General features: G+C 40.9%; 8 protein-coding genes and 1 pseudogene. 5 read left to right on the top strand and 4 right to left on the bottom strand.

Annotation, left to right across the window (positions count from 1 at the left end; translation table 11 throughout):
* The first annotated feature begins 24 nt into the window (after nucleotides 1-24).
* A complete protein-coding gene (locus I6L31_RS10030; RefSeq protein ID WP_005005650.1) occupies nucleotides 25-381 on the top strand; it encodes a hypothetical protein in 357 nt (118 codons plus the stop codon).
* Nucleotides 382-479: 98 nt separating this feature from the next.
* Here I6L31_RS10030 and I6L31_RS10025 read toward each other — a convergent pair whose 3' ends face one another.
* Both I6L31_RS10025 and I6L31_RS10020 read right to left on the bottom strand, forming a co-directional pair.
* Nucleotides 480-1,247, bottom strand: a complete 768-nt coding sequence (locus I6L31_RS10025) for a hypothetical protein (RefSeq protein ID WP_005005652.1) — start codon at nucleotides 1,245-1,247, stop codon at nucleotides 480-482.
* A gap of 399 nt (nucleotides 1,248-1,646) precedes the next feature.
* On the bottom strand, nucleotides 1,647-5,144 hold the full coding sequence (locus I6L31_RS10020) for a hybrid sensor histidine kinase/response regulator (RefSeq protein WP_035272523.1): 3,498 nt from the start codon (nucleotides 5,142-5,144) through the stop codon (nucleotides 1,647-1,649).
* 182 nt (nucleotides 5,145-5,326) lie between these two features.
* On the opposite strand from I6L31_RS10020, the gene I6L31_RS10015 reads away from it, so the two are divergent.
* Both I6L31_RS10015 and I6L31_RS10010 read left to right on the top strand, forming a co-directional pair.
* On the top strand, nucleotides 5,327-5,659 hold the full coding sequence (locus tag I6L31_RS10015) for a DUF485 domain-containing protein (protein ID WP_004985785.1): 333 nt from the start codon (nucleotides 5,327-5,329) through the stop codon (nucleotides 5,657-5,659).
* A 2-nt stretch (nucleotides 5,660-5,661) separates the two neighbouring features.
* Nucleotides 5,662-7,377 carry a cation acetate symporter gene (locus tag I6L31_RS10010; RefSeq protein ID WP_010588677.1) on the top strand — a complete coding sequence of 572 codons (1,716 nt, stop codon included), beginning with the start codon at nucleotides 5,662-5,664 and terminating at the stop codon, nucleotides 7,375-7,377.
* Nucleotides 7,378-7,482: 105 nt separating this feature from the next.
* Here the strand turns inward: I6L31_RS10010 and I6L31_RS10005 are convergent, their stop codons facing one another.
* Nucleotides 7,483-7,857, bottom strand: a complete 375-nt coding sequence (locus I6L31_RS10005) for a hypothetical protein (protein ID WP_004985778.1) — start codon at nucleotides 7,855-7,857, stop codon at nucleotides 7,483-7,485.
* Between the two features lie 190 nt (nucleotides 7,858-8,047).
* Between I6L31_RS10005 and I6L31_RS10000 the strand changes: the two genes are divergently transcribed.
* Together I6L31_RS10000 and I6L31_RS09995 are read left to right on the top strand one after the other, a co-directional pair.
* Nucleotides 8,048-8,728, top strand: coding sequence for an ion channel (locus tag I6L31_RS10000; RefSeq protein WP_004985776.1), 681 nt, complete (start codon nucleotides 8,048-8,050; stop codon nucleotides 8,726-8,728).
* A 196-nt stretch (nucleotides 8,729-8,924) separates the two neighbouring features.
* Nucleotides 8,925-10,895, top strand: a pseudogene (locus I6L31_RS09995) (BCCT family transporter).
* A gap of 54 nt (nucleotides 10,896-10,949) precedes the next feature.
* Here the strand turns inward: I6L31_RS09995 and omp33-36 are convergent.
* Entirely contained in the window at nucleotides 10,950-11,852 is a 903-nt protein-coding gene (gene omp33-36, locus I6L31_RS09990) for a porin Omp33-36 (protein ID WP_004985773.1), read from the bottom strand.
* Between the last annotated feature and the right edge of the window lie 842 nt (nucleotides 11,853-12,694).

Raw genomic sequence — 12,694 nt, 5'->3', positions numbered from 1 at the left:
TTTAAATCAATCAGGAGTGAGAACATGAAAACAATCTATACAGATGATCCATTGGTCAATAATGAATTATTTAGCTTGGCAACTCAGCTTTATGTCAGGTTGCGCCGTGAAACTGGACGAGTGGTGGATGCCGTCTATATGGCAAAAAATAACGACTACGCCCAAGAAATCATGCACTTGGCTGCATCGGTGGATGATCGTGAGCTTAAAAATTTGGCGGAAAAATTAGACAAGATTTTAAATGGTGCTACCACTCAAAGTCTAAAAACTAGTCCAAAAATCGAAGGCAAGCTTTCTGGATTGAGAAACACAAGTCCAGAATTACAAGCCGAACTTCAGCAGGAAGAGGTACCGCATCATTATATTGGTGCATTACGTTAAGAGGTGTCTGTACGAGGATGACCATGACACAACAGGTGCAGATGTATTCAACATGATCTAAACCCGGTTAGTCTAACGGGTTTAGATCACTGCATGATTTATGCGAGACAATCTTGTTTTAAGGTCACGTTGTCGCAATATAGCGGATTGAGCGCACATTGCAAATCATCAATTTGTTCTTGAGTCACATAACCTTTTTGTTTGAGATAATCTGCAACACGATCATCACGCAAACTCAAAACAGCCGCGTCATAAACGCCCAAATCAACAAATAAAGCCGCTGTTTCCAGACTGTTAAAACGATCAAGGAAAATATCATCGCCATACATTAAAAAGATATGATCCAGATTGGCATTTGCTTCTACATTTAAATATTGTGCGAGTTGCTGAGGGGGCGTTTTAATAAATAATAAATCAGAAAGTTCATCAAATTGAGTGGTATCAAGTTCATCATTGTTATTTTTAACACGACCTAACCATGCCTTAAAGACTAAAACTGCACCACCGCGGAGTAACATGCTCCAGATTTGGTGGCGTGTCGCATGATCCAGAGTCACAGTTTCCGCTTCAAGGCTTGCAAGCAGTGTACTTTCTTGCTGTGCAAGTTTGTCAAATAAACCCAAACCTTGTGGATGATAGGTAGCAGGTGCAAATACATCAAAGTGAAGTTCATTGAATACATTCAATGCCAGAGGCACTGCACTGCGATATATACTTTCTAGGGCTTGCACATGGGTTGGATTAAGTTTGCTATGAGGAAATAACGCTTGCCAGTCGATGTCTGGGAGTAAGGCATTGGCGCTGTATTCACGATAGAACTGAAGTGATTGATGTTGACCGTGAGGAACTGCCTCTGAAATATTCATGATTTTTGTCCTTGAAAATAATTCTGCGAATTTCCATGCTGTTTTTGGATGAGCCAAAATAGTGAAGGTCCCGTGCATCATGGAGTCGACTTTTTATTTTTCTTGTTATGCGGTATTCAGAAAGCAAGGGGTATTAGACTAAAGTTTAATATAGGATTTTAATTGTTAAATATTGATAAAAAACAATATATTATGTAATTGTAACTAACTATGCGCATGTTTTATTACAAATTGGTGAGACTTTGCCATAGTGGATTGTGAATTGGAAACTTTGGTCAATTGGGGAATAGCAAAAGGCTCATTTTCTGAGCACTTTTGCCTATTTGTCAAAATAAAACGCCAATTTTCATCTTGAAAGGTCACGGTAATATTCTGAAATGCAAAAGCTCGACTTAACGTTTATGCGTCTGAACTAATTTTTAGACCTGATAACCATGCACGTAATCCAGCGGGTTTTAGTGGTTTTTTCAGCAGTACAATATTCATTTCTTTTAATCGCTGAGGTAATTCAGGATCAGAATCGGCGGTAATCAGTGCCACAGGCACAGAGGCAGGGCGATGTGCCAAAATAAAGTCCATTCCAAGTTGATCTCGATTTAAATGTTGATCAATCAACCAGACCTGAATATTTTCAGTCTGAATAATAGTCAAGGCTTGTTCTGGTTCAGTTGCCTTAAATACATCATAGCCCCATTTCGACAATAAAGCGGCCATACCATCCAAAATGGTTTCATCATTATCCAAGCACAGCACCCGATAACCTGTTGCCAGAATAGCCGTATTCTGTTGCAAGGCGGCAACCGTCTTTTGTGGTGCTGGAACGGTAGGCACTTTAATCATGAAAGTGGAACCTTTTCCAAGCTCAGAGTAAACCTCTACAGGATAATCCAGCAGGCTGGTCATCCGTTGTACAATCGCTAGACCCAGACCTAAACCTTGTTCACCCCATGGCGAGGTATGACCACAACGCTCAAATTCCTGAAACAGTTTAATCCGTTGTTCTTCCGCAATACCCGGACCTGTGTCCCATACCCCGATGCGGATATGTTGAGGTTTTCTAGCTGAACGCAATACACCCACCACCACACGCCCAGAGGCGGTATAGCGCAAGGCATTACTCACAAAATTTTGAATAATGCGTCGAATCCACTGTGGATCGGTATCAATCCAGAATTGGGCATCATGGACTTTGAGCTGAATATTGCGCTGCGCAGCAATTGATTTAAATTGCAGCGATAAATCACTCAGTAAATCATGCAAAGGATAAGCCTGTCGTTTCGGCTGTAATGAACCGCCTTCTAGTCGGGCAATATCTAGCAGGGCTGATAGCATACTTTCAGCCCCATAAAGAGCGCGGTCAAGTTGTTGCAGGGTTTGACGTTCTTGTTCACTATGCACACTTTGTTCAAGTACGGTACTAAACAGGCGAGCCGCATGCATCGGTTGGAGCAAATCATGACTGGCAGCGGCAATAAATCGGCTTTTCGACATATTGGCTTTGTCTGCCTGTTCACGTGCCAATTGCTGTTCAGTTAAAGCATCCGCGAGCTGTTGAGTTCGATCCATCACTCGTGCTTCTAGCACCGCCTCATTTTCACGGAACGCGGTAATATCAGCAAAAGTGGTGACAAAACCACCCCCTTCAATCGGGTTGCCGCGCATCTGAATGACACGACCATCTTTACGAATACGTTCAAATTCATGAGCGCTTCCCACTTGCATCCAGTGAATACGCTTGCGGACATGTTCTTCGACGGAACCCGGCCCACATTCACCCCTTTCGGCGTTATAACGAATCAGATCTGCAATCGGGCAGCCGACATAGACCAAATCTTTAGGATAATCAAACAGCTTTAAGTATTGGTTATTCCATGCGACCAGACACATGTTTTCATCAACGACACTCACGCCTTGTGTCATGTGATCAATCATAGTCATCAACAAGTTTTGGTTAAAGCGTTGCCATTGTGATGCCTGATCCAGAATATTGGCGACTTGTCCCAAAGCCAGACCATTATTGACCATGGCCGTGGTGAGCAAAGTTCGTGCAGAGGCAGCGCCAATGGTTCCCGCCAGATATTGTTCAGTAAAACGCCACCACATACCATTGGCAAAACTGTGTTCATTTAAGAGGACGTTGTTTTGACTACTAAATTGTGCAAATGCGTGTTGGGTTGGACGATCACCCGTAATACGCTTGGCGAGTGTAATCAGATCACCTACCCGCAGTCGCGCGGCATCATGATGCAAATAACTCATATCTGTCGAGGTATGTTGTGCAGGTAAAGGCTTGGTTTCATAATAAAAGAAACTTTCTGCCTGAATTTGTTCTGCCACACTTGGACGATAAATACGGGAAATCCAGACATATAAAATAATATTTAGACCCAGCGCCCAAATCACCCCATGCGTCAAGGGTGCAAAAGATTCAAAACCCAAGAGTGCTTCTGGGCGTAACCAGCTAATATCGAAAGGACCTGAGTGAAGAAAGTGATAGGAAAAATCCTGATATTGATCAGGTAAACTTATTAAAATGGTAGGCAGTAGCAGCGTGTACATCCACATCAAGAAGCCAACAATTAAGCCTGCATAAACCCCCTGACGGCTACCACCACGCCAGTACAATCCTCCAATCAAGGCTGGAGCAAACTGTGCAACGGCACTAAAGGCCAATAGGCCAAAAACAGAAAGTTGATCGATATCATTAAAGAAATGAAAAAATAAAAAACCCAGTAACATCACCGCTAAAATACAGATGCGACGGGTAAATTTTAGCATTTGAGGCAAACGGGTATCGTGGCGCGAAATCAGGTTAAAGCGCCACAATGCAGGCATGATCAAGTCATTACTTAGCATAATCGACAGTGCTACCGAAGACACGAGCAACATCCCTGTAGAAGCAGAAAAACCACCCAAAAAAGCCAGCAGGGTGAGCCATTCCTGATTATAACTGAGCGGCAAGGACAGCACCGCGACATCTGGAATTGTTAAAAACTGAGGTGCCGCATGTAGCGCCCAACTGGCGATGGGAATAATGGCAAGCGTGGTTAAAATCAGATACACCGCAAACCAACGCCGAGCGCCACGAATATGTTTTTCATCACGCAGCTCGACCACCGCGACATGAAACTGGCGTGGCAAGCAAATAATCGCCAGACCTGCAAGTAAAGTCTGAATCCAGAAAGTTTCTGGAACACCAAATAATTGCACTTCATGAAAAGTTTTGGCCACGTCATGACTGATTTGCCGCAGGTTATTCGGCGTTTCAAAAATAAAAAACAATGCGACACAGATCAGCGCAGAAAGTTTAACGAATGATTCAAATGCTACCGCCAGCATTAAACCACCATGTTGTTCGGTATTGGCAATCTGGCGCGTCCCAAACATCATAGCCAGTATGGCCAGAACGCCAGTCATTAACAGAACACTGTTGGTGGTGGTATTTAAATGCGGCCCCTGATCAAGTACCACCGAAGCACTGAGGGCAATAGCACGTAGTTGCAAGGCCAGATAGGGAATGATGGCAATCACGGCAAGGATTGTGACAAGCGAAGCCAATGTCCCGCTTTTGCCATAACGTGCAGCAATAAAATCGGCAATCGAAGAAATTGCATGGTGGCGGCGGACTCGTCCCAGACGGCGCCAAATATCGTAGCCGAACCAAATAAATAGCAGTGGCCCTAAATAAATCGGCAGGAAAATGATGCCTTCACGAACAGCAGCACCTGTCGCACCATAAAATGTCCATGAGGAACAGTAAACGCCTAAGGTTAAGCTGAACAGCAACATTCGTCCGCGTGTACTCAAACGACTGGCATGCTTTTCACCAAAAAAAGCACACAGGAATAAGACTAAAATATAAAGGGCCAATACCCCAATAATAAGCCAGCTGTTCATAGCACCTAAACTGTTCAACGCTTGGACTATCATACCTTAAGCCGTCACAAAGCTTGTCATGTTGTACAAAATTTAGCGACCAAAGTCTAAGTTACGAACCTCATACAAGCTTGTTAATTTAGTAGCGTAAAGAAAAAGGATTAAAAAGCGCCCATCGACGGTCGCTGTAAAAGGAGTAGTTTATGGATGACGTTCAGGTAGAGCGAATTCTACAAAATCCAAAATTTAAAGAAATGGTAAGCAAGAAAGCGAGACTCAGTTGGACATTGACAGCAATCATGCTGTTTGTTTATGTCGGCTTCATGCTACTGGTCGGTTACAACAAAGAATTTTTAATGAGTTCATTTAGTGGTGGTGTGACAACTTGGGGAATTCCTTTAGGTTTAGGCATTATCGTATTGTCCTTTGTATTGTGTGCAGTGTATTCCTACATTGCCAATAATACCCTCGATCAACTGAATGAAGATGCATTAAAAGAAGTTGAGGCGATTACTCACGAGAAAGGATTACACTAATGATGAAATGGAATTCATTCAAGACACAGGCCGCAATAGCAGCAAGTGCGATGTTGTCCACAGCTGCCATGGCAAGTCCTGATCTAGGTCAAGCACAGCAGCAAGCAACGAACTGGCATGCCATTATCATGTTTGTGATCTTTGTGGGTGCAACCCTGTTCATTACCAAATGGGCAGCCAAGCAAACCACAAATACCAAAGATTTCTATACTGCGGGCGGCGGAATTTCAGGATTCCAAAATGGCCTGGCGATTGCGGGTGACTATATGTCGGCAGCATCGTTTCTTGGTATTTCCGCGATGGTGTTTAGCTCTGGTTTTGACGGCTTACTTTATTCACTGGGTTTCATGGTGGGTTGGCCAATCGTTTTATTCCTGATTGCAGAACGCTTACGTAATTTAGGTAAATATAACCTGTCAGATGTAGTGTCGTTCCGTCTGGAAGAAAAGCCAGTACGTACTTTGGCTGCATTTAGTTCATTGGTCGTGGTTGCATTCTATCTGATTGCACAAATGGTCGGTGCGGGACAGTTAATCAAACTATTATTCGGTTTGAACTATAATATTGCTGTGGTTATTGTGGGCTTACTGATGATGGCCTACGTAATTTTCGGTGGTATGTTAGCGACAACATGGGTACAGATCATCAAAGCAGTATTATTACTTTCAGGTGCAACTTTTATGGCCTTCATGGTCATGAAAGCGGTTGGTTTTAGCTTCAGTAATATGTTTACCCAAGCGATTGATGTCTATTCAAATGTGCGTCATATCAGCTTTGAAGAGGCGAGCAAAATCATGGGGCCAGGTAGCTTGGCATCCAATCCGATTGATGCGCTTTCACTAGGCTTGGCTTTAATGTTTGGTACAGCAGGTCTGCCACATATTTTGATGCGTTTCTTTACCGTAAAAGATGCGAAAGAAGCACGTAAATCAGTGGTTGTGGCAACAGGTTTTATTGGTTATTTCTATTTGCTGACCTTTATTATTGGTTTTGGTGCAATCCTGTTTGTCTCAAACAATCCACAGTTCCTTGATGTGGCAAAAGCTGCGGTAACAGGTAAATTAGAGCTCGTTGGTGGTAACAACATGGCAGCAGTGCATTTAAGTGATGCATTAGGCGGCGACTTGTTCATGGGCTTTATTTCAGCAGTGGCTTTCGCAACGATTCTCGCGGTTGTAGCAGGTTTAACTCTTTCAGGTGCATCTGCAATTTCACATGACTTGTATGCCAACGTCTTTAGAAAAGGTCAAACAACACCTGAGTCTGAATTACGCATGTCTAAAATTGCAACCATGGGTCTTGCGATCTTTGCGATGATTTTAGGGATTTTGTTTGAAAAGCAAAACGTCGCATTCATGGTGGGATTGGCTTTCTCGGTTGCATGTTGTGCCAACTTCCCAATTCTGGTTTTGTCGATGTTCTGGAAAGGTTTAACAACACGTGGTGCGGTTATTGGTGGAGTCGTCGGTTTATTAACTGCGGTTGTTCTGATTATTCTCTCTAAAGCTGTGTGGGTAGATACCTTGAAGATTTCTGATACACCAATCAATCCATTTAATGGCCCTGCAATCTTTGCAATGCCACTGTCATTCTTCTGTTGCTGGTTCTTCTCAATCACAGATCATTCAGCACGTGCCAAAGCAGAACGTAAAGCATTTGATGCACAATATGTTCGCTCAATGACAGGTGTCGGCATCTCTGGTGCTTCAGATCATTAAACTTTAAAATTCTTCAAGCAAAAGTCATCGTTAGAACGAGGACTTTTGCTTTTATGCGATCAAATTTATCAATGATCAATTGAGCGACATTATTTTTGTTGTGACTTATTTTTTAGTATAGATCTGACCATTCACTTGCATTTTCCATTGGCCATTTTCTTGATAGGGCGCATGCTCAACACTAAAACTTTTACCCAGATCACCTTGTCCAATTTCAAAACTATGCTCATCAAATTGGGTAATACTGGCTTTGATATCGGAGTGCTCTGTCAGGCTGACTTCACGATCTGAGGTTTTCTGATCCTGATGTTCATTGTGTTTATAGGTTACTTGACCATTTTTTTCAATTTTTAAGCTGTCGGTATTACTTTGCCAGTTCCCAATATAGTCAGGATGCTGTTCCAGCATTGGATTGGTTTTACCACAAGCGGTCAATACTAAAACCAGACTCAAACTGAGAAAAACTGAAGCGCGTTTCATTTGTTATAACCTTATTGAATTATTTAAAAATATTATGCGATAGTCGACTGTAACAAGTTACAGTGTTTTGATCATTTTCTGTGAAACATTTTTACATAGATGATCTTTACTCTTGGTGATAGGGCAAGAGAAGATAGAAAAACCTTAAAACAAATTTTTTGATAAAAGAACAAAAAATATAGGATATGACATGCAGGCATTCAGAGATTTTTGGAAAGGCTTTCGCTTATTACCTTCAGCATGGTTATTGATCGTTCAGTTTTTTATTTTAATTCTTTCATCTATTAGCCATGATAGTCATATTTCTTATCGTGCCATCAGCTGGGTATTGGGTGCATTGGCATTATTGCTTATTGCCAAAGTCATACGCCAATCACCTGCTTTTACTGCGCTGGGCTTATTCTTTGTGAGTGGTGCATTACTTTTTTCAATTCTAATTCTGCTAGGTTATCGCGAACCAGCCATACAAATTACAGCTCATATTTTTGAGAGTCTGGCTTATTTTTATGCGGCTTATGGTTTATTACGTTATATGTTTGCCGATCGTTATTTGACCAAAGATGAAATGTTTGCGGCTGGAGCAGTGTTTACTTTATTGGCATGGGGCTTTGCTTTTCTCTACAATATTTGTCAGTTGATCGATCCTAACAGTTTTATTAAGCCTGAACATATTGGCTTAAAAAGCTGGTTAGACATCCTTTTTTTAAGCTTTAGTCTGCAATCCGCTACAGGTCTTTCCGATATTGTGCCTTCAGGTGCAGCAGCCCGAGTCATTGCGATTATCCAGATGTTTGGAGGGGTTATGTATTTGGCAGTGATTGTTACCCGTTTAGTTGCATTGCAGTACACGCGACACAGTCCAAAAGATTGAATTTATAACGATCAATAAAGTTTTGTTACAGCTCTACAACGTTTCTAATGAAAAATCTCCATAAAATACAAAGGGTGAGAGATAGCGGCTCTTACTTTTTAAGATCAATATCCTCTTATATATTCTTGCCACTTTTTTGTGTTGTCTTCTGTGATCGAGAGATCACGTTTTTATTAAAAAATAATCTGGGGGATCTATGCCTTCCAAAACGTCATCTTGGATGAGTAATATCAATCCAAATGTGTTTTTCAGTACACTCGCAATTATCGCGATCTTTCTCGCAATTGTCATTATTGCACCCAATTCCTTTGAATTATTGACTCAGCAGTTGAAAGACTGGATTACTGAGTCGTTTAGCTGGTTTTATGTCTTGTCAGTTGCTTTCTTTTTTATTTTGCTGATTATTATTGCATGTTATCCAAGTGGTAAAATCAAACTCGGTCCTGATCATAGTCAACCCGAATACAGTAATAGTTCATGGTTCGCCATGTTATTTACTGCGGGGATGGGGATTGGGCTTATGTTTTTTGGTGTGGCAGAACCGATTATGCATTATGTCACGCCCCCGACAGGAGAGCCTGAAACCATTCTTGCTGCACAGCAAGCGATGCGTGTTACCTTTTTCCACTGGGGCTTACATGCATGGGGGATCTACGCCATAGTAGCCTTGTCACTGGCCTACTTTGCCTATCGACATAATCTTCCTCTAAAAATTCGTTCCTCACTCTATCCCTTGATTGGTAAGAAAATTTATGGGCCAGCAGGCGATGCGGTCGATACCTTTGCAACGATTGGAACTATTTTTGGGGTGGCGACCACGCTCGGATTTGGTGTCACTCAAATTGGTTCGGGTCTGAACTATTTATTTGGTTTGCAAACCTCCGCGACTTCACAAATTATCCTGATTGTTGTGGTCAGTGCCATGGCGAGTCTGTCTGTCGGATTAGGACTCGATAAAGGGATTAAACGTCTTGCTGAACTTAATTTGGCATTGGCTGTCATTTTATTGCTGTTCGTATTTTTTGCTAGCTCAACCATTTATCTGCTGCAAACGACTATCCAAAATGCAGGACAATATGTTTCTAACCTGTTTGATATGACTTTTAATCTTTATGCCTATCAACCTACAGGCTGGATTGGTGGCTGGACGATTATGTATTGGGCATGGTGGATTTCATGGTCACCATTTGTGGGAATGTTTATTGCTCGAGTGTCCAAAGGTCGCACCATTCGTGAGTTTATCATTGGCGTCTTATTTATTCCGACTGGATTCACCCTGATCTGGATGGGATTTATGGGCAATGCGGGGCTTTATAGTGTCTTACATGATGGAAATATAGGTTTACTTAGCGCGATACAAGGCGATTCATCGGTTGCATTATTCGAGTTTTTGGGCACATTGCCTCTATCTGGTGTAATGAGTTTACTGGCCACGATTCTGGTGATTTTATTTTTTGTGACATCCGCAGACTCTGGTGCACTGGTGGTCGATTATCTGACTGCAAAATCCGATGATTCACCTGTATGGCAACGTCTGTTCTGGATTGTGGTCATGGCAGCCTTGGCCATTATTTTATTGCTGGCAGGTGGTTTAACCGCCTTGCAATCGGCAACCATCATGAGTGCTTTGCCTTTCACGGTGATCATGTTATTGATTTGTTGGGGTTTAATTAAAGCACTGAGGATTGACAGTACCAAAATGCAGTCAATCCAAGAGGCGCGTACTACGCCGCGCGCGATTCAAAATCCGCGTAGTTGGCAACAGCGTTTAGGCTTGATTATGCATTATCCGCATTCCAAGCAGGAAGTGGATGAATATATTCAGACGACAGTGAATAGGGCCTTTGAAAGTATTCAAAAAGAATTCCGTCGTCGACATTTGACAGCAAAAATAGAAAACACTGAAAATGGTTTGGTGTTGAAAGTGGATCACCATGATGAAATTAACTTTATTTATAATGTGGTTTCACGTGAAACAGTGCCACCAAGCTTCATGGTGAAAGATCAAGCTACCGAAAATGAAGAATATTTTCAGGCAGAGGTGTTTCTACGAGAGGGTGGTCAGAATTATGATGTGATGGACTGGACACAATAAGATTTGATTCAGGACATTATTGATCAATATGAACGCCATTTATATTTCTTAAATGTTGTGCGAACCACCTAACGCAAAAAAAGAGGACTCAATTTGAGTCCTCTTTTTTTGTAAAGTTAGAATCTATTAGAAACGAACTTTAGCGTTCAAACCGATCGTTTGCGTATCAAGATCTGAACCTTGAACATCTGCTTTCAGGTAAGATGCACCCACCGCAACAGCTGGAGTAATGAAGTAATTTACATTCGCTCCCCAAGCTTGTCTAAAGCGACCTAAATCATCACCTTTAATGTTTGCTTCGCCATCATTACCAATAAATGTTGCGCCAACACTGAGTTTTGGTGTTAAGTAAAGATCAGATTTTAAACCATATTGATTTTCCTGACCAAACGCACCAGCAACTTCAAAACCGACTGCCATATTCGTACCGTCGATTGGACCCACATACTTCGCACGTGCAGTCACAGCATCTTGATCGTCTTGAATCGCAGCAGTTTGATTGACTGCCGAGTAAATACCATTGTTCATGATACCAAAAGTATCTAAAGAGAATTGATCAGCCACGCTGGTATAACCGACAGCCATTAAGAAGTTAGGAAGCAACATTGCACCAACTTCAAGTGAGTAACGGTCACCGTGGTCATCACGAGAGATCTCATTTTTACCATCAGCATCGGTATGGTTATAAGATGCACTTGCATAAACAGGAACATAAGGTGTTGGAAGATAAGCTTCACCTTTTGCACCATAAGTGCCAATGTGGTAATTAATACCATCTTTCACATCATATTGCTGATAGCTATAACCAAGCGAAACGCTAGAAGCTTGGTTCAAAAATGCGGCTTCAGCTAAAGGGCCTTTAGATGCATCAACATCCTTTAAATAGAATGTACCGTTAAGGTCACCTGTAAAGTTTTTATCATTCGCAGTCGTATCTACAAATTCTGATTGACCTTGAACTTCAACTTGATATGCGTGAGCACCGGTCATGGCTAAAAGTAAAGCAGTGGCTAAACCGAGTTTTTTCATAGTAGTTTCCAGCGTTAACAAGAAAATTAAGCTGCGGTCATTGTATTGTAACAATTTATGAAGTCAATGATATTAAAAACAGGCAGAGTCAAGGCTCTTGGGTCAGCTAAGTATCTGAATAAAAAGTGATCATTTGAAATAAATCTTGTCAACCTGAAAAAAATTACTATTTTTACAATTAGCTAGAAGCTTGATTGCTACCCAAAAAATGTAAGTAAGCGTAAAAAGAAGCGTGTTTTTTGATTGTAAAATTAAATTATTAATTTATTTTTAATTGATAAAAACTTTTAAATATTTTTCTTTAAAGTGAATATCATGCCAAATTTATTATTTTTATGTGTATTAATGTGAAATTAATCACACTAAAAAATTAAATCGAATGATGTTTGTTTGGTTTAAAAAGATAAAATTGTTAAAACATTAACCATTAATATGAAGAAGTGTGATGCCGCTCTGTAAAGAATGGTAAAAATCAGGAAAAAAACATAGTAATTTATATAAATACGCTTTACATCAATCAAATTTTTTTAGATAATTGCATCAAGAAATCTTGACTGGTTTGGTCGAATTTTAGTTTCTCAAACGAATTGTTTTAAAAGTTTTACTTTTTATATGCCCAGCTTTCCCCAAGGTTGGGCTTTTTTTTGCTTGATCTTTGATAAATGAACATTACTATAAAAAGATATTTGGATAATAAAACTGAAGATAAAAAAAACCCAACCGATAAGAGAGTGGTTGGGCTGAAAAGGATGTTAGTTGGGAGAAACATCCTTGAGGAAGTTGCTCTATCTCTGCTTTAAGATTAACTTCGGAATATGTGTTAATTATGAATTTAGATTTAT

It is taken from the genome of Acinetobacter septicus, from assembly GCF_019355975.1.
GTDB classification, from domain to species: domain Bacteria; phylum Pseudomonadota; class Gammaproteobacteria; order Pseudomonadales; family Moraxellaceae; genus Acinetobacter; species Acinetobacter ursingii.
The sequence above is the reverse complement of the archived record's forward strand: the minus strand, read 5'-3'. Positions and strand labels throughout refer to the sequence as shown.